This is a genomic window from Streptomyces sp. NPDC091280 (genome assembly GCF_044768565.1).
Lineage (GTDB): Bacteria > Actinomycetota > Actinomycetes > Streptomycetales > Streptomycetaceae > Streptomyces.
This window is the reverse complement of record NZ_JBIVUZ010000020.1, coordinates 154272-171429: the sequence shown is the minus strand read 5'-3', so window position 1 is coordinate 171429 and position 17158 is coordinate 154272. Positions and strand designations below refer to the sequence as shown.

Annotated in this window: 16 protein-coding genes and 1 pseudogene; 7 read left to right on the top strand and 10 right to left on the bottom strand. The window is 71.1% G+C overall.

Annotated elements, in window-relative coordinates; genetic code table 11:
* Nucleotides 1-206: pseudogene (locus ACIQPR_RS44065) on the bottom strand (cytochrome ubiquinol oxidase subunit I); the annotation flags it as partial.
* Nucleotides 203-1195, bottom strand: a complete 993-nt coding sequence (gene coxB, locus ACIQPR_RS44060; RefSeq protein WP_403661617.1) for a cytochrome c oxidase subunit II — start codon at nt 1193-1195, stop codon at nt 203-205. The pseudogene ACIQPR_RS44065 and the gene coxB, both read right to left, overlap by 4 nt.
* Before the next feature lie 306 nt (nt 1196-1501).
* On the opposite strand from coxB, the gene ACIQPR_RS44055 reads away from it, so the two are divergent.
* Nucleotides 1502-2875 carry a cysteine desulfurase/sulfurtransferase TusA family protein gene (locus tag ACIQPR_RS44055; RefSeq protein WP_403661614.1) on the top strand — a complete coding sequence of 458 codons (1374 nt, stop codon included), beginning with the start codon at nt 1502-1504 and terminating at the stop codon, nt 2873-2875.
* Between the two features lie 126 nt (nt 2876-3001).
* On the opposite strand, the gene ACIQPR_RS44050 is transcribed toward ACIQPR_RS44055, so the two are convergent.
* The gene (locus tag ACIQPR_RS44050; protein ID WP_403661611.1) at nt 3002-3976 is read right to left on the bottom strand and encodes a carbohydrate kinase family protein; all 975 of its coding nucleotides are present in this window, start codon (nt 3974-3976) and stop codon (nt 3002-3004) included.
* A gap of 131 nt (nt 3977-4107) precedes the next feature.
* Here ACIQPR_RS44050 and ACIQPR_RS44045 point away from each other — a divergent pair, with 131 nt between their 5' ends.
* Nucleotides 4108-4329 carry a hypothetical protein gene (locus ACIQPR_RS44045; RefSeq protein WP_403661608.1) on the top strand — a complete coding sequence of 74 codons (222 nt, stop codon included), beginning with the start codon at nt 4108-4110 and terminating at the stop codon, nt 4327-4329.
* Nucleotides 4330-4515: 186 nt separating this feature from the next.
* The gene (locus ACIQPR_RS44040; protein ID WP_403661605.1) at nt 4516-6420 is read left to right on the top strand and encodes a hypothetical protein; all 1905 of its coding nucleotides are present in this window, start codon (nt 4516-4518) and stop codon (nt 6418-6420) included.
* Between the two features lie 100 nt (nt 6421-6520).
* Here the strand turns inward: ACIQPR_RS44040 and ACIQPR_RS44035 are convergent, their stop codons facing one another.
* Complete coding sequence (locus ACIQPR_RS44035; RefSeq protein ID WP_019075810.1) at nt 6521-6877, bottom strand: iron-sulfur cluster assembly accessory protein; 357 nt, start codon at nt 6875-6877, stop codon at nt 6521-6523.
* 285 nt (nt 6878-7162) lie between these two features.
* Between ACIQPR_RS44035 and nadA the strand changes: the two genes are divergently transcribed.
* Nucleotides 7163-8347: a quinolinate synthase NadA gene (gene nadA / locus ACIQPR_RS44030; protein ID WP_403661602.1), complete on the top strand. Its 1185-nt coding sequence runs from the start codon at nt 7163-7165 to the stop codon at nt 8345-8347.
* A gap of 21 nt (nt 8348-8368) precedes the next feature.
* Here the strand turns inward: nadA and ACIQPR_RS44025 are convergent, their stop codons facing one another.
* The 5 genes from ACIQPR_RS44025 to ACIQPR_RS44005 all read right to left on the bottom strand — a co-directional run bounded on the left by ACIQPR_RS44025 (nt 8369) and on the right by ACIQPR_RS44005 (nt 14075).
* A complete protein-coding gene (locus ACIQPR_RS44025) occupies nt 8369-10684 on the bottom strand; it encodes a protein kinase (protein ID WP_403661599.1) in 2316 nt (771 codons plus the stop codon).
* A 104-nt stretch (nt 10685-10788) separates the two neighbouring features.
* A complete protein-coding gene (locus tag ACIQPR_RS44020) occupies nt 10789-11472 on the bottom strand; it encodes a response regulator (protein WP_403661596.1) in 684 nt (227 codons plus the stop codon).
* Nucleotides 11469-12689: a sensor histidine kinase gene (locus ACIQPR_RS44015; protein ID WP_403661593.1), complete on the bottom strand. Its 1221-nt coding sequence runs from the start codon at nt 12687-12689 to the stop codon at nt 11469-11471. Before ACIQPR_RS44015 ends, ACIQPR_RS44020 begins: the two co-directional genes overlap by 4 nt.
* Before the next feature lie 264 nt (nt 12690-12953).
* Nucleotides 12954-13232, bottom strand: coding sequence for a hypothetical protein (locus tag ACIQPR_RS44010; protein WP_403661590.1), 279 nt, complete (start codon nt 13230-13232; stop codon nt 12954-12956).
* A gap of 42 nt (nt 13233-13274) precedes the next feature.
* Nucleotides 13275-14075: a PspA/IM30 family protein gene (locus ACIQPR_RS44005; RefSeq protein WP_200716465.1), complete on the bottom strand. Its 801-nt coding sequence runs from the start codon at nt 14073-14075 to the stop codon at nt 13275-13277.
* 248 nt (nt 14076-14323) lie between these two features.
* Between ACIQPR_RS44005 and ACIQPR_RS44000 the strand changes: the two genes are divergently transcribed.
* From ACIQPR_RS44000 to ACIQPR_RS43990, 3 genes are all read left to right on the top strand, one after another.
* A complete protein-coding gene (locus ACIQPR_RS44000; RefSeq protein WP_403661626.1) occupies nt 14324-14965 on the top strand; it encodes a DUF3043 domain-containing protein in 642 nt (213 codons plus the stop codon).
* An 83-nt stretch (nt 14966-15048) separates the two neighbouring features.
* Entirely contained in the window at nt 15049-15750 is a 702-nt protein-coding gene (locus ACIQPR_RS43995; protein ID WP_403661587.1) for a class I SAM-dependent methyltransferase, read from the top strand.
* Nucleotides 15751-15825: 75 nt separating this feature from the next.
* On the top strand, nt 15826-16902 hold the full coding sequence (locus tag ACIQPR_RS43990; protein WP_403661585.1) for a S1C family serine protease: 1077 nt from the start codon (nt 15826-15828) through the stop codon (nt 16900-16902).
* Nucleotides 16903-16944: 42 nt separating this feature from the next.
* On the opposite strand, the gene ACIQPR_RS43985 is transcribed toward ACIQPR_RS43990, so the two are convergent.
* Nucleotides 16945-17157, bottom strand: a complete 213-nt coding sequence (locus ACIQPR_RS43985) for a hypothetical protein (protein WP_403661582.1) — start codon at nt 17155-17157, stop codon at nt 16945-16947.
* Nucleotide 17158 lies beyond the last annotated feature (1 nt).

Genomic DNA, 17158 nt, shown 5'->3' with positions numbered 1-17158 from the left:
TCGGCGCGCATCAGCAGCGCCATGACGCCGCCGATCAGGAAGAACGCGAAGGACGTGACCAGATACAGCGTGCCGATCGTCTTGTGGTCCGTGGTGGTGAGCCACTTGATCACGACGTTGCCGGGTTGCTTGCGCCTGACCGGCAGCTCATCCGCGTAGTGGGACTCTGCTGCCGCGGCACCCTGAGGTTCGTTGAGGATGCTCACAGGTTGTTCGTCTCCCGGTTCTTCTCGTGGCTCGTCTGCGCGATGCCAGCGGGGATGTAACCGGTCTGCCCCTTCTTGGCGAGGTCCTTGAGGTGCTGCTGGTAGCGCTCCGGCGAGACGACCTTCACGTTGAACAGCATCCGGGAGTGGTCGACGCCGCAGAGCTCGGCGCACTTGCCGAGGTAGGTGCCCTCCTTGGTGGGGGTCACCTGGAAGGCGTTCGTGTGTCCGGGGACGACGTCCATCTTCATCAGGAACGGCACCACCCAGAAGTCGTGGATGACGTCACGTGAGGTGAGGACGAAGCGGACCGTCTCGCCCTTGGGGAGCCAGAGGGTCGGACCCGGGTTGCCGGTCTGCGGGTTCTTCGTGGCGGGCGTACCGACGTCGTAGACCCCGCCGGCGTTGGCCGGGAAGTCCTTCTTGAACCGGTCCGGGATCGCGGCCAGGTTCTTGTCGGTCGTCGCGTCGCCACTGACACCGTCGACGTTCTCGATGTAGTTGAAGCCCCAGCTCCACTGGAAGCCCACGACGTTGACCGTCACGTCGGGCTTCTTGTCGAGGCTCAGCAGCTTCGTCTCATCGCGGGCCGTGAAGTAGAACAGCACCGAGACGATGATGAGCGGAACAACCGTGTACAGCGCCTCGATGGGCATGTTGTACCGGGTCTGCGGGGGGATCTCGACCTTGGTGCGGCTGCGCCTGTGGAACACGACGCTCCACATGATCAGGGCCCACACCAGGACGCCGACGGCGAGCGCGGCAGCCCAGGATCCCTGCCACAGGGAGAGGATCCGCGGACCCTCCTCCGTGGTCGGAGTGGGGAACCCGAGGCGAGGAAAGTCCTTGGATGTGCAACCGGTCGCGGTCGCCAGGACCAGGCCCGCGGTCATTGCCTGCCGCAGCTTCCGCCGCATCGGGCGCCGCGGCGTGGGGGTCCCGCCCGCGCCCTTCAGGCAGCGGGGGAGGTCGGAGCCGTTGGGACTCACGTAGCGCCTTCCCGAGAGTCTCGCCCGCGCGGATTGGCTGCGGCCTGCCTTCACGCGGGTCGGTCGCCGCCCTGCGTCGGGCAGGGGTTTGGATGTTTATGCGGACCAAACCCTAGCCGACGCCCTCCGGGGGTTCGCGGGGAGGGTGGCATACGCGCCGTGCGTTACTCCGGGCGCCTAATACCTCGGGGGTTCAGGTGATTTGGGCGGGTGCGGGTTCGTTGTGGTTGCTCGCGCCCCGCGGCGGAGCCGCAGATGTCACGGCCCGCGCCCCTGCCTTGCTCGCCCTCGTTCTACCGTTGCCGTGTGTCCTACTTCGATGCCGCCTCCTCCGCTCCCCTTCATCCCGTCGCCCGGCAGGCGCTGTTGGCGTCTCTGGACGAGGGGTGGGCGGACCCGGCCCGGTTGTACCGGGAGGGGCGCAAGGCGCGGTTGCTGTTGGACGCCGCGCGGGAGGCCGCTGCCGAGGCTGTCGGGTGCCGGGCCGACGAACTCGTCTTCACCTCCTCCGGAACCCGGGCCGTGCACAGCGGTGTCGCGGGAGCGTCGGCGGGGCGGCGGCGCGTCGGACGTCACCTGATCGTGTCAGCGGTTGAACACTCTTCCGTGCTCCATTCGGCCGAGGGCCTGGTGGCGGCGGGCGGTTCGGTGACCGAGGTGCCGGTGGACCGGACGGGCGCGGTGAGCGCGCGGGCCTACGGCGAGGCGCTGCGCCCGGACACCGCGCTGGCCTGTCTCCAGTCGGCCAACCACGAGGTGGGGACCGTGCAGCCGGTCGCCGAGGTGGCCGAGGTGTGCCGGGCGGCCGGGGTTCCGCTGCTGGTCGACGCGGCCCAGTCGCTGGGCTGGGGACCGGTCGAGGGCCCGTGGTCGCTGCTCACGGCCAGCGCGCACAAGTGGGGCGGCCCGGCCGGCGTGGGCCTGCTGGCGGTGCGCAAGGGCGTGCGCTTCGCGCCCCAAGACCCCGTGGACGAACGGGAGTCGGGCCGCTCCCCCGGTTTCGAGAACATCCCCGCCGTCGTGGCCGCGGCGGCCTCCCTGCGCGCGACCCGCGCGGAGGCGACCCAGGAGGCGCTACGGCTGCGGGAGCTGACGGAGCGGATCCGGGCGCGGGTGCCGCGGCTGGTGCCGGACGTGGACGTGGTCGGCGATCCGGTACGGCGGCTGCCCGGGATCGTCACCTTCTCCTGTCTCTACGTCGACGGGGAGAGCCTGCTGCACGAACTGGACCGCGCCGGTTTCTCCGTCTCGTCCGGTTCGTCCTGCACCAGCAGCACGCTGACGCCCAGCCATGTGCTGAAGGCGATGGGGGTGCTGAGTGAGGGAAACGTGCGGGTGTCGTTGCCGTCCGGCACGACGGAGGAGGAGGTCGAGCGGTTCCTCGCCGTGCTGCCGGGGGCGGTGGCCGGGGTGCGGGAGAAGCTGGGGGTCTCGACGGCGGCGCCGGTGGCGGTCGCGGCGGAGCACTCGCTCGTCGTGGACGCCCTCGGGAAGCGCTGCCCGATCCCGGTGATCGAGCTGGCGAAGGTCATCGGTGACGTGCCGGTGGGCGGCACGGTCAAGGTCCTGTCGGACGACGAGGCGGCACGGCTGGACATCCCGGCGTGGTGCGAGATGCGGGGCCAGGAGTACGTGGGCGAGGAGGAAGGCCCGGCCTACGTGGTCCGCCGGACCGGCTGAGGCGCCCGGCGGGAACGCGGGGAACCGTACGGTCGCCCGGTGGGGGGCGCGGGGAACCGTACGGTCGCCCGGCGGGGTGCGCGGGGAACCGTACGACCGGCCCCCCGCGCACCCGTGCACGGCTGATCAGCGCAGATGCGCCCGGACCTCCACGGCCGCGTCATCGCCGTAGGCCTTGGTGAAGCGCTCCATGAAGTGCCCGCGGGAGACCTGGTACTCCTGGGTGCCCACCGTCTCGATGACCAGCGTCGCGAGCATGCAGCCGACCTGCGCCGCGCGCTCCAGCGAGACGCCCCACGCCAGCCCCGAGAGGAATCCGGCCCGGAACGCGTCACCGACGCCCGTGGGGTCGGCCTTGCGCTCCTCCTCCGCGCAGCCGACCTCGATCGGGTCCTCGCCCACCCGCTCGATGCGGACGCCGTGCGCGCCGAGGGTCGTGACCCGGTGGCCGACCTTCGACAGGATCTCCGCGTCGCTCCAGCCGGTCTTGGACTCGATGAGCCCCTTCTCGTACTCGTTCGAGAAGAGGTACGCCGAGCCCTCCAGCAGGATGCGGATGTCGTCGCCGTCCATGCGCGCGATCTGCTGGGAGAAGTCCGCGGCGAACGGGATCGCCCGGGTACGGCACTCCTCCGTGTGACGGAGCATCGCCTCGGGGTCGTCGGCACCGATCAGGACCAGGTCGAGACCGCCCACGCGGTCGGCGACGGTCTTCAGCTCGATCTGGCGGGCCTCGCTCATGGCGCCCGTGTAGAAGGAGCCGATCTGGTTGTGGTCGGCATCGGTCGTGCACACGAAGCGGGCGGTGTGCAGCGTCTCCGAGATGCGGACCGAGTCGGTGTCGACGCCGTGGCGGTCGAGCCAGTCGCGGTACTCGGCGAAGTCGGAGCCGGCGGCGCCGACCAGGATCGGCCTGGTGCCGAGCTGACCCATGCCGAAGGCGATGTTGGCGCCGACGCCGCCCCGGCGGACGTCGAGGTTGTCGACGAGGAAGGAGAGCGAGACCGTGTGCAGCTGCTCCGCGACGAGCTGGTCGGCGAAGCGGCCGGGGAAGGTCATGAGGTGGTCGGTGGCGATGGAGCCGGTGACTGCGATGCGCACGGCGAGGACTCTCCTGAGGGAGGCTGCGTTGACAGTTCACGCTACCCGGTCGGCCCGGCGCCTCTGAAGCGGCCAAAACTACCCGATAGTAGATCTTTCTTCGCGAGGTGTGGCGTGCGTACGGTGCCGCTATGACGAACCTCGAAGTCGACGGTCCCGTTCCGGTCCACCTCGAAGGCGAAGGTGAGGCGGACCTCGCGGCACTGCGCGGCGACTGCGCACGGATGGCCCCGCACTGGACGGCTCCCGACCGGATCGTCGCCCTTCCGGTGTCCCCGTCCCTCATCCACGGCGTGTCGGTACCACCGAGGTCGGCCCGACTGCTGGACGCCATGGGCGAATACGGCGGCTAGGGCCTGTCGTCCGAAGTTCGTCGGCTCGATCGGTTCGATCGGCGCGTTCGGGGAACCGTGCGCTCCCCCGCTGCGTCCCATCGCCGTCCCCCGTAAGGGGGATGCGGGATACGACCCTTCCGTCTGCGCCTTTGACAGGGGCGGGTCAGGGTCATGGGACAGTTGCGCAGCCGAAGGAGCGATGCGGTGAACACCGAGCGACCCGACAACGAGGACGCGACCGGCGCCTCCGCCGAAGTGCCGGGCGTGGGGGACGCCGTGGAGGGCTCCACGGAGGGCTCCGTCCAGAAGCCCGAGGCCGGGAAGACGGATCGGGCTGATCGGTCGGATCGGGCTGATCGGTCGGATCGGGCTGATCGGTCGGAGGAGCCGGAAGCGGCGGAAGAGCCGGAAGAGCCGGAACCCGGGGAAGCACGGCCCGAGGCATCGGACGCCTCCGAGATCGCCGAACTTTCGGAGATCCCCGAGTCTTCCGAGGCCCCCGAACCTTCCGAAGCCCCCGAGCTTTCCGAAACCCCCGAACCTCCCGAAGCCGCCCACCCGCACGACGACGCGGACCCCACAGATCACGCGGACCACGCGGACCACCCGGTCCATGCGATCCACGTGGCCCACACCGACGACGAGCCCCCGGCGCGGGCCGGTTCCCGTTCCCGGTCGCCGCTCGTCATCGCCTCCGTGGCCGCCGCCGTGCTGCTCGTCGGAGGTGGCGGCGCGTATCTCGCGTCGTCCTCCTCGTCGGCCGGAGGTTCCGGGGACGGGACCGGATCCGCCGCGTCCGGCGGTGACGGCACTCCCCCGCCGCTCGCGCTCGACGGGTTCGCGCCGGGCGGTACGAGCGGTACGGGCGGGATCGCGTCCGGGGAGCCGAATCCGTACGGCGAGACCTACAAGGCCCAGGGCACCCTGCCCGGTGGACCCGGTTCCGCGGCCGTCTACGCGGCGGAGGGCCAGGTCGCCAAGGACGAGGTGGCGCGGCTGGCGAAGGCGCTCGGTGTCGTGGGGACACCGGTGGCCGAGGGCCAGTACTGGAAGGTCGGCGGGCAGGACGGCAGCGGGCCGAGCCTCCAGGTGAACCGGACGGCGCCGGGCCTGTGGACGTTCAGCCGCTACGCGCCCGGCACCGACACCTGCACGAGCACCGTCAAGTGCACGCACGATCCGGGCACTTCGGCCACCGATCCGGTGAGCGTGGCCGTGGCGAAGCAGGCCGCCGCCCCGGTCCTCAAGGCCGTGGGCCAGGACGACGCGAAGGTGGACGCGAGTCAACTCATGGGCGCGCAGCGGGTGGTGAACGCCGAACCGGTGATCGGCGGGTTGCCCACGCACGGCTGGACGACCGGGCTGACCGTCAGCGCCCAGGGTGAAGTGGTCGGCGGGAGCGGGCAGTTGGCGGCGCCGCTGAAGGGGGACGTGTATCCCGTACTGAGCGCGGCGAAGGCGCTGGCCCTGCTGAACGCGGCGCCGGGGACCGACCACCGCATGGGCATCGGCGGCTGCGCCACTCCGGTACCGCTGAAGGACCGGCTGGAGGCGCCCTGCGGATCGTCGACCGCGGGCTCGGCCACGCCCGCGCGGGCCGCGGCCGTGGTGGAGCACGCGGAGTTCGGGCTCGCCACGTACTCCGTGGGCGGGCGGCAGACGCTGGTGCCGGCCTGGCTGTTCGAGGTGAAGCAGTCGGGCGCGCAGGACACCTTCACGGTGACGTACCCGGCGATCGATCCGAAGTATCTGGCCTCGGCCGGCACGCCCACGCCCACTCCGACCTCGACGGCGACCGCGGCTCCGCACGAGGTGAAGGCGGACGGTTACTCGGCGGACGGGAAGAGCCTCACCGTGGCCTTCACCGGCGGGGTGTGCGCCGACTACCGGGTGACGGCCGCGGAGAGTGCGGACGAGGTGACCGTCACGGTGACCGCGACGCCCTGGCCGAACAAGATCTGCGTGATGATCGCCAAGATCTACCACCGGACCGTGGAGCTGAAGGCGCCGCTCGGGGACCGGAAGGTCGTGGGTGCGGACGGCAAGGCGATCCCCGTGGAGAAGAGCACCGTGCCGACGGCGGGCGCGGGCCCCTCGCTGGCCCGGTGAGCGGCTGAGCACTCCCGCACGGGCACCGGAGAAGCCCGAAGGCGGCGGCCCCGTCGGAGGGGGCCGCCGCCTTCGCCGTGGCGCAACTGCTCTGTGGGGCTCAGCTGAACGAGTCGCCGCAGGCGCAGGAGCCCGTCGCGTTCGGGTTGTCGATCGTGAAGCCCTGCTTCTCGATGGTGTCGACGAAGTCGATCGAGGCGCCGCCCAGGTACGGGGCGCTCATGCGGTCGGTGACCACCTTGACGCCGCCGAAGTCCTTGACGACATCACCGTCGAGGGAGCGCTCGTCGAAGAAGAGCTGGTACCGCAGGCCCGAGCAGCCACCGGGCTGCACGGCGACGCGCAGCGCCAGGTCGTCCCGGCCTTCCTGGTCGAGCAGGGCCTTGACCTTCGCCGCGGCGGCGTCGGACAGAAGGATGCCGTCGGTGACGGTGCTGGTCTCGTCCGATACGGACATCTACATCTCTCCCGGGTTGTACGGAGACTGCTTGCCGACGATGTCAACCGCCGGGGCCGTGGATTCATTCCGGGCCGTGCCCGATGTTTTCCCCCGGCACCTCTCTCCATGCTCGCACACCCCCGCAAGGTGCCCGGCTGAGCGCGTATCGAGCGGCTGCCGGGATTGATGTCACATCGACGCTATGGCCATCGTCAAACTGACGTGAAGCGGTTATGATAGATAACGTCAATTAGACGAAAAGGCCCTACCGGGCCGGTCCGCAGAACAGAAAGGGTGCGTGTCGTGACCACCGCCCAGACCCAGGCGCTCGACGTCCAGCCGACGCCCCTCGCCCTGCTGCTGCTCGGCCGGGAGGCCGACCCGAGGAGCGAGCGGGGTGTCGAGTGCCCCGGCGACCTGCCCTCGCCGTCCGACCCGGACCTGGTCGAGCGGGCCCGCGCGGCCAAGGAGAAGCTCGGCGACAAGGTGTTCGTGCTCGGCCACCACTACCAGCGCGACGAGGTCATCCAGTTCGCCGACGTCACGGGCGACTCCTTCAAGCTGGCCCGGGACGCCGCCGCGCGCCCCGAGGCCGAGTACATCGTGTTCTGCGGTGTGCACTTCATGGCGGAGTCCGCGGACATCCTCACCGGCGACGACCAGAAGGTCGTGCTGCCCGACCTCGCGGCCGGCTGCTCGATGGCCGACATGGCCACCGCCGAGCAGGTCGCCGAGTGCTGGGACACCCTGACCGAGGCCGGCATCGCCGAGCGGGTCGTCCCGGTGTCGTACATGAACTCGTCCGCCGACATCAAGGCGTTCACCGGCAGGCACGGCGGCACGATCTGCACCTCGTCGAACGCGCGGCGCGCGCTGGAGTGGGCCTTCGAGCAGGGCGAGCAGGTGCTGTTCCTGCCCGACCAGCACCTGGGCCGCAACACGGCGGTGCGGGACCTGGGCATGAGCCTCGACGACTGTGTCGTCTACAACCCGCACAAGCCGGGCGGGGGTCTCACCGTCGAGCAGTTGCGGGCCGCGAAGATGATCCTGTGGCGCGGGCACTGCTCGGTGCACGGCCGCTTCTCGCTGGAGTCGGTCGAGGACGTCCGGGCCCGGATACCGGGGGTCAATGTCCTGGTCCACCCCGAGTGCAAGAACGAGGTCGTGGCCGCCGCCGACCACGTGGGCTCGACCGAGTACATCATCAACGCGCTTGAGGCGGCCCCGGCCGGCTCCAAGTGGGCCATCGGCACCGAGCTGAATCTCGTACGACGGCTCGCGAACCGTTTCGCCCCCGAGGGCAAGGAGATCGTCTTCCTCGACAAGACGGTCTGCTTCTGCTCGACCATGAACCGCATCGACCTGCCCCACCTGGTGTGGACCCTGGAGTCGCTGGCCGAGGGCAACCTGGTCAACCGCATCGAGGTCGACAAGGAGACGGAGGCGTTCGCCAAGCTGGCGCTGGAGCGGATGCTGGCGCTGCCGTAACGCTGCCGCGCCCGGCCCCGCTCACCCCGACGTGGACTTCCGCTCGGGGTCGGCGGGGTCGAGGCCGAAGAGCGTGCCGTGGGGTGTCATGACGGTCAGGGCGCCTTCGTAGAGGAACACCTGCGGTTCGGCCGCCTCGTCCGGCGAGGTCGCGTCGGTCCGGGCGGCGGTCTCCCACAGGAGGGCGCCCCCGCGGGCGTCCAGGGCCGCGACCCGGCCGCTGCGGCTGGCCAGGTAGAGGGTGTGGGTGCGGGCGTCGTAGGTCGGGGAACCGGAGTTCTCCACGCTGGTGCGGGTGGTCCAGAGTTCCTTGCCGGTCAGCGCGGACACCGCCGTCACCTGGCCGTTGGAGCTGGTGATCCACAGAGTGTCGGCGGCCAGCGTCGCCGAACCCGGGAAGGTCTTGGCGAGCTTCGTCGTGGTCTGGCCCTTGGTCGTCGGGTCGGCCAGCAGAATCCTGCCGAACTCGGAGTCCGCGAGGGACACCGAGCCGTTCTCCCCCTCGGCGAGGAGCAGCGCGGGCCGGCCGTCGACGGCTCCGACGAGACCGCTCTCGAAGGGGACCTTCAGGCGTACGGCGACCTTCCCGCCGACGCGGTCCAGCTTGAGCAGCCAGGAGTAGTCCACGTTCTGCTCGGTGGGGAAGCACTGGGCGTACAAATCCGCGCCGACCGACGCGAAGGCGCAGTACTGCTTGGCGGGCAGGGTCATGGTCCAGCGGGCCGCGCCGGCGCGCGGGGAGCGGGCCGTGACCTTCCTGCCCGCGGAGTCGGAGGTCAGGACGAGGTCGCCGGACATGGCCAGCCCGACGTTGTCGTCGTTGATCCGCTGCCGCCACAGCTCGGCGCCGGTCGTCGCGTCGAGGGCCACGACGGAGGTCAGATTGGTCGCGGAGTCGTCCTTGACGATGGACTGCCGGACGAGGACCGCGCCGTCCTGGACACCGAGGACCGACGAGGTGTACCCGGTGGGGTCGGTGCCCTTCGGCGCCAGGCCGGCGGCCCGCCAGAGCGTCGCCCCGGTCCGGGCGTCCAGCCGTTCCGGCAGCACGCCGTCGCCCGCGCAGTAGACGGCGGCGCCCTGGCTCAGGCAGGTGGACTGGGCGGTCGGCGGCAGGCCGTCGGCGGCGCCCAGGGCCTTGGCCTCGCCGCGCCGCGCCGCCGCGAAGACCGTGGTCTGCCAGGGCTTCCAGCCGGTGGGGACCGCGGCCCACCGTGAGCCCTGCTCGGGGCTCGGCCCACTGGTCCAGTCGGCCGGGAACCCGGGGCCGTAGGTGAGATAGGCCAGCAGGCCGAGGGCCACCGCGCCGACGGCGCCGGCCGTCGCCCACAGCGGGCGGACACGACGGCCGCGACGGGCCGGGCCGGTACGCCCCCGGTGATCCTCGTCCGTCCCGTCCGGTCCGGGGCGGTTCCAGCGGCCGAAGCCGATCGCCGGTGTGGCCTCGGTGGCGATCCCGAGGGAGACTCCCCGGCCGCGCGGACCGTCCGGGCGCAGGGTCATGGTGACCGGGTCGGCGGGGTCCTCGTCCGGCAGGAACTCGGTGAGTTCCACGGCCAGTTCGTCGAGGGACGGCCGCTCCTTGGCCTCCTTGGCCAGACAGCGTTCCAGGGTCGCGCGCAGCGGTTGGCCGACCGCGTCCAGCACGGGTTCGTTGTGGACCACGCGGTAGGCGGTGAGATAGGGGCTGTCGGCGTCGAAGGGGCCGCGCCCGGTGAGGGAGTACGCCAGCAGCGCGCCGAGCGAGAAGACGTCCGAGGCGGGGCCGACCGAGCGGGCGTCGGTGAACTGCTCCGGGGACATGAAGGGCGGGGTGCCGATCATCTGCCCGGTCTCGGTCAGGGTGTTGTGGTTCTCGGCCGCGCGGGAGATGCCGAAGTCGATGACGCGGGGGCCGTCCTCGGCGAGCAGGACGTTGGCGGGCTTGAGGTCGCGGTGCACGACCCCGGCCCGGTGGATGTCCCGCAGCGCCTCCACCAACCCCAGGGCCAGTCGGCGCAGTTCGGCCTCGCGGAGGGCGCCCTGTTCGCGGATGCGTTCGGCGAGGGAGCGGCCGGGGACGTACTGGGTCGCCATCCAGGGCCGGGCCGCCTCCGGGTCGGCGTCCACGACGGGGGCGGTGAAGGCACCGCTGACCTTGCGCACGGACTCGATCTCCAGGCGGAAGCGGGCCCGGAAGACCTGGTCCTCGGCGTACTGGGCGTGCACCACCTTGACGGCGACCTCGCGGCCGGAGCGGGCCCTGGCCCGGTAGACGATGCCCATGCCGCCGGCCCCGAGCCGGTCGACCAGTCGGTAGCCGCCGACCGATTTCGGGTCGTCCTTCTGCAATGGCACGCCCGAATCCCTTTCCCGCGCACGGCAGTTCGAGACCTCACCATACGCACGCCGACCGGGACGGCGGTCGCTCTCCGGCCAACGGGCGGCCCCCCTGACCCCGTTCAGTCCACCCGCGGCCGGACCAGGCCCGACTCGTAGGCGATGACGACGAGTTGGGCCCGGTCGCGGGCGCCCAGTTTCGCCATGGCCCGGTTGACGTGAGTCTTCACCGTCAGCGGGCTGACTTCGAGCCGTTCGGCGATCTCGTCGTTGGAGTGGCCGCCGGCGACCTGGACGAGGACCTCGCGTTCGCGCACGGTGAGGGCTTCGAGGCGTTCGGCGCGGGCCGGGTCGTGGTCCTCGTCCAGTTCGCCCTGGGCGAGGAAGCGGGCGATCAGGCCCTTGGTCGCCACCGGCGAGAGCAGGGCCTCGCCGGCCGCGGCGACCCTGATCGCGTTGAGGAGTTCCTCGGGCTCGGAGCCCTTGCCGAGGAAGCCGGAGGCGCCCGCGCGCAGCGACTGCACCACGTAGTCGTCGACCTCGAAGGTCGTCAGTATCACCACCCGGACGTGGGCCAGCGACGGGTCGGCGCTGATCATGCGGGTGGCGGCGAGACCGTCCGTGCCGGGCATCCGGATGTCCATCAGGACGACGTCGGCCCGCTGCTCCTTGGCCAGCCGGACGGCCTGCGCGCCGTCCGAGGCCTCGCCCACGACCTCCATGTCGGGCTCGGAGTCGACGAGTACCCGGAAGGCGCTGCGCAGCAGGGCCTGGTCGTCGGCGAGCAGGACACGGATCGTCGTCATACGGGGTCCCCCGAGGCGCGTGGGCGGGTCTTGACCGGCAGGATCGCATGGACGCGGAAGCCGCCCCCGTACCGGGGACCGGTGGTGAGGGTGCCGCGCAGGGCGGTGACGCGCTCGCGCATGCCGAGCAGTCCGTGGCCGCCGCCGGAGTCGGGGTCGTGGTCCTCGCCGGAGCCGTTGTCGAGGACGGTGACCTCCACGTTCGGGCCCACCCGTACGACGCTCACCTCGGCCTTCGCCTCCATGCCGGCGTGCTTCTGCACATTGGTGAGTGCCTCCTGGATGACGCGGTAGGCGGCCAGGTCCACGGCGGCGGGGAGGACGGTGCCGTTGTCCGCGCGGGCCACCTCGACCTGGAGGCCCGCGCTGCGGAAGGTGCCGGCCAGCTCTTGGAGGCGGTCGAGGCCGGGAGCCGGTTCGGTGGGGGCCTCGGGGTCGCCGGACTGGCGCAACAGGCCCACGGTGGCGCGGAGTTCGTTGAGCGCGGAGCGGCTGGCCTCACGGACGTGCGCGAGCGCCTCCTTCGCCTGGTCGGGCCGCTTGTCCATGACGTGCGCGGCGACTCCGGCCTGGACGTTGACCAGGGCGATGTGGTGGGCGACGACGTCGTGCAGGTCGCGGGCGATGCGCAGCCGTTCCTCGGCGACCCGGCGGCGGGCCTCCTCCTCACGGGTGCGTTCGGCGCGTTCGGCGCGCTCGCGGATCGCGTGCACGAACTCCTTGCGGCTGCGTACGGCGTCTCCGGCCGCGGCGGCCATGCCGGTCCAGGCGAAGATGCCGAGGTTCTCCTGCGCGTACCAGGGGAGGGGGCCGCCGAGCATCGCGGCGCCGGTCAGCACGGTCATCGTGAGCAGGCCCACGCGCCAGGTGGTGGGGCGGTCGGTGGAGACGGCGACGGTGAACAGGGCGACCACCGCGCACATCGCGACCGGGGCGCGGGGATCACTGGTGACGCTCTCGACGAGGGAGGCGGTGCCGGTGACCGCGAGGACCGGCATGGGGGCGCGGCGGCGGAAGACGAGCGCGGCGGCGCCGACCGCCATGAGGATCAGGCTGAGCGGGTCCGGGACGCGCAGGCCCCAGCTGACGCCGTGCCCGCCGTGCGGGTCCACGAACGAGCCCGCCACCATGCACACCAGCACCGCGGCGGCGAGCACCACGTCCAGCGCGCAGGAGTGCGCCTTCGCTCGGCAGCGGGCTCGGTCGAAAGCGCTCATTCCGGCAACGGTACGGGGTCCCTGGCGGGGGCGGAATGGGGGTTGGCTGTACGTTCCCTGTGCTTGTGCGGGGTGTTGGTGCGGACGTCTCCGGGGGGCTGCGCCCCCCGAGCCCCCCCGGTCGGCCCTGAAGGGGCCTCGTCCTCAAACGCCGGACGGGCTGAGAAATACGGACCGGACGGCACCGTCCCGGGCTCGCCCGCCGGACGGGCTGAGAAATGCGCACCGGATTGAGCGGTGAACCCAGTCACCCGGGCGGGACGGTCACCCCGGGATCAGCCCGTCGTCGCTCAGCAGGTCGCGGACCTCCTCCAGCGTCGCGTCCGGCGACGGGAGGATCAGCCCGGAGGGCTCCAGGGAGTCGTCCGGCAGCGGCTCGCCCAGTTCGCGGACCTTGGCCAGGAGGGCCTGGAGGGTCTCGCGGAAGGCGGGTCCGTCGCCGTTCTGTACTTCCCTCAGGAGTACGTCGTCCAGCTTGTTCAGCTCGGTGAGGTGGCTGTCGGCCAGCCTCACCTGCCCCTCCCCCATGATCCGTACGATCATGTCGCCCTCCTCAGGCGTGGGCCGTCACATCACTGCTTCACGTCACTGCTTGTCGAAGCGCGGGGTGTCCTGCGGCTGGGAGGAGGACTGCGACTGGGACTGGTCCTTGCCGCCCTCGATCGCCTGCTGCGAGGCCGATCCTCCGGCCAGCTCCGCCTTCATCCGCTGGAGTTCCAGCTCTACATCCGTACCACCCGACAGCCGTTCCAGCTCGGCCTGGATGTCGTCCTTGGCCATGCCGGTCGGGTCGTCCAGCGCTCCGGAGGCGAGCAGTTCGTCGATGGCGCCGGCGCGGGCCTGGAGCTGCTGGGTCTTGTCCTCGGCGCGCTGGATGGCCAGCCCGACATCGCCCATCTCCTCGGAGATGCCGCTGAAGGCCTCGCCGATCCGGGTCTGTGCCTGGGCCGCCGTGTACGTGGCCTTGATGGTCTCCTTCTTCGTGCGGAAGGCGTCCACCTTGGCCTGGAGGCGCTGGGCCGCGAGGGTGAGCTTCTCCTCCTCGCCCTGGAGCGTGGTGTGCTGTGTCTCCAGGTCGGTCACCTGCTGCTGGAGCGCGGCCCGGCGCGAGAGCGCCTCGCGGGCCAGGTCCTCACGGCCCAGCGCGAGCGCCTTGCGGCCCTGGTCCTCCAGCTTGGAGGACTGCGACTGCAACTGGTTGAGCTGGAGCTCCAGACGCTTGCGTGACGTGGCGACGTCGGCCACACCCCGGCGCACCTTCTGAAGCAGCTCCAGCTGCTTCTGGTACGAGTAATCGAGGGTTTCGCGCGGGTCCTCGGCCCGGTCAAGGGCCTTGTTCGCCTTCGCGCGGAAGATCATCCCCATACGCTTCATGACACCGCTCATGGGCTTCGCGCGCCCCCTTCTGACGGACTCCAGCTCCAGCGACTGCAACAGAACCCACAGTACGGGCCCTGCATCCATTACCGCACTGTTCGGGGACGGATGCGCTCATCCCCAAGGACGACTGCCTACGGTCCCGCTCCGGCGTAAGGAGTAGGTGTTCCCCGGGTAACGCCCCCGAGTCGACCGTCCGCGGTGTCTCCCCTGTCCCCCTACAGACGACTGGTGTTGCCGGATCGTTCCCCACGGGACTGGGGTCCAACCGCGTCCACCCCGTAAGCTTGGGTTTTGTGTTCCGTAGCCGTGCCAAGGAAGAGAAGGCCGCGACCGCCGACCAGGCCTCGCCGACCGACTCCAAGCAGCCCCGAGACCCGCAGGCCCCCAAGGGTCGGCCCACGCCCAAACGCAGTGAGGCCCAGACCCAGCGCCGTAGCGTGGCCAACACCACGCTGACGCGCAAGGACGCCTCCAAGCGGCAGCGCGACGAGCGGCGGGTGCAGCTGGAGCGGCAGCGCCAGGCGCTGGCCGGCCGCGGCAACGAGCGGGATCTGCCGCTGCGCGACCGGGGCCCGGTCCGCAAGTTCGCGCGTGACTACATCGACGCGCGTTTCAACGTCGCCGAGTTCTTCCTGCCGATGGCCGTGGTGATCCTGGTGCTCAGCGTGGTGCAGGTGCCCGCGTTGCAGAACATCGCGCTGCTGCTGTGGCTCGTGATCATCGTCCTGATCGTGGTCGACTCGTTCCTGAACGTGTTCCGGCTGCGCAAGCGGCTCGCGGAGCGCTTCCCGGGCCAGGACACCAAGGGCACGGTCTGGTACTCGCTGATGCGCTCCCTCCAGATGCGTCGACTCCGGCTGCCGAAGCCGCAGGTCAAGCGCGGAGAGCGGCCCTGAGCGCGGACTCCTTCTCCGGGGGTGCGGCGGATACGTGGCTGGCCGGGCTGGGCGGGCTGCGGGACGTCGTACGACAGGAGCTCGTGGCCCGGCAGCTCGACGAGCAGATAGCCGGGCGCTATCCGGTGGGACAGCGGCTGCGGGTGCTGGACGTCGGGATGGGGCAGGGCACGCAGGCGTTGCGGCTGGCCCGGGCCGGACATCAGGTGACCGGGCTCGAACAGGAACCGAAGATGATCGCCGCGGCCCGCGCGGCGCTGTCCGGCGAGCCGGAGGGCATCCGGGAGCGGGTGCGGATCATCGAGGGCGACGGCCGGGACACGGGCGTGCACTTCCTGCCGGGCAGCTTCGACATCGTGCTCTGTCATGGCGTACTCATGTACGTCTCCGAGCCCGATCCGCTGCTCGCGGGTCTCGCCCGGATGCTGGCGCCGGGCGGGCTGCTGTCGCTGCTGGTGCGCAACGCCGACGCGCTGGCGATGCGGCCCGGACTGTCCTGGGACTGGGCGAGCGCGTCGACCGCGTTCGACTCGACCGCGTACCGCAACCGGCTGGGTCTCGATGTGCGGGCCGACCGGCTGGGCACCCTGACGGCGACCCTGGCGGGGATCGGGGCGCCGCTCCAGACCTGGTACGGCGTGCGGGTCTTCACCGACACCGCCCCGGAAGGCGTCGGGATCCCGGACGACGTGGAACCGCTGCTGGCCGCCGAGGAGCGGGCCGGGCGGACGGATCCGTACCGGGCGGTGGCCGCGCTGCTGCATCTGTGCGGCGTGCGGGGCTGAGCGGAGCCCGACCGCGGGAGCCCGTTCGGGCGAGCAGCACGAGCCGGACATTCACCCAGAAGTGACACTCGGCGTATGGACTCTCCCCGTACCCGTGCCCTTCGCCCCATGGCGCTCCTCGTCTGTTCGCTGGCGCTGGTCGCCGGGTGTTCGGGCGCCGGGTCGTCGTCCTCCGCGAAGAAGGACGGCTCGACCACGCAGGCCGCCGAGGCCGCCCTGCCGATGGCCGGTGACGACCTCCAGAGCGACTACCAGAAGGTGATCAAGGAGGTCCTGCCGTCGGTCGTGCAGATCCAGGCCAGCAGTGATCTGGGGTCGGGGGTCGTGTACGACGACCAGGGGCACATCGTCACCAACGCGCACGTGGTCGGCAGCGAGAAGACCTTCAAGGTGACCACCGCGAACAGCGAGGACGCGCTCACCGCGAAGCTCGTGTACTCCTACCCCGAACAGGACCTGGCCGTCGTCAAGCTCGACAAGGTGCCGGACGGGCTGAAGGCGGCGACCTTCGCCGACTCCTCCAAGGTCGAGGTCGGGCAGATCGTCCTCGCCATGGGCTCGCCGCTGGGGCTGTCGTCCAGCGTGACGCAGGGCATCGTGTCGGCGACCGGACGGACCGTCAGCGAGGGCAGCAGCGGCGGCGGCACGGGCGCGACCATCGCCAACATGGTGCAGACCTCGGCCGCGATCAACCCGGGCAACAGCGGGGGCGCGCTGGTCGATCTGAACGGGCAGGTCATCGGCATCCCGACGCTCGCGGCGACCGACCCGAACCTCGGGGGCGGCGCCGCGCCGGGTATCGGGTTCGCGATCCCGTCCTCGATGGTGACGACGGTCGCCGGCCAGATCGTCAAGGACGGCAAGGTGACCGACTCGGGGCGGGCCGCGCTCGGCATCACCGGCCGCACGGTCGTCGACGACACCTACCAGGCCGCCGGTGTGGCCGTGGTCGCGGTGAAGAGCGGCGGGGCCGCGGACAAGGCCGGCGTCCGGGCCGGCGACATCATCACCCGGCTGGGCGACACGGGGATCAGCACGATCACCTCGCTGTCGGAGGCGCTGGCGTCCGACAGACCGGGGCAGCGCACGACCGTGACGTACACGCGCGACGGCAGGTCGACGAAGGTCGACGTGACGCTGGGCGAGCAGTGAGCGAGGGGGCGGCCGGTGTTCCTCCGGCCGCCCCCTCCCCCGTTACGCCTCCTCGGCGTGCAGGCTCATCGGGCCGTAGATCTCCGTGGAGTCCTCGAACAGCCGCACCTGGTCCGCGCCTCCCGCGACGAGGTCCTTCCACACCTCGCCGAGCCAGGACTCCGCGTCCCCCTGCGTGGTGAACTCCTCAGGCGCGACCGTGGGTTCGACCTCGGTCCCGTCGGACTTCTCGAACCGCCAGATCCATGCCGCCATG

Bases quoted from the DNA above. Each gene is read 5' to 3' on its own strand.
- ACIQPR_RS44045 (WP_403661608.1), top strand. From the start codon at position 4,108: ATGACGAACCTCGAAGTCGACGGTCCCGTTCCGGTCCACCTCGAAGGC.
- ACIQPR_RS44015 (WP_403661593.1), bottom strand. From the start codon at position 12,689: ATGAGCGCTTTCGACCGAGCCCGCTGCCGAGCGAAGGCGCACTCCTGC.
- ACIQPR_RS44020 (WP_403661596.1), bottom strand. From the start codon at position 11,472: ATGACGACGATCCGTGTCCTGCTCGCCGACGACCAGGCCCTGCTGCGC.
- ACIQPR_RS44005 (WP_200716465.1), bottom strand. From the start codon at position 14,075: ATGAGCGGTGTCATGAAGCGTATGGGGATGATCTTCCGCGCGAAGGCG.
- ACIQPR_RS43990 (WP_403661585.1), top strand. From the start codon at position 15,826: ATGGACTCTCCCCGTACCCGTGCCCTTCGCCCCATGGCGCTCCTCGTC.
- ACIQPR_RS44035 (WP_019075810.1), bottom strand. From the start codon at position 6,877: ATGTCCGTATCGGACGAGACCAGCACCGTCACCGACGGCATCCTTCTG.
- ACIQPR_RS43985 (WP_403661582.1), bottom strand. From the start codon at position 17,157: ATGGCGGCATGGATCTGGCGGTTCGAGAAGTCCGACGGGACCGAGGTC.
- ACIQPR_RS44010 (WP_403661590.1), bottom strand. From the start codon at position 13,232: ATGATCGTACGGATCATGGGGGAGGGGCAGGTGAGGCTGGCCGACAGC.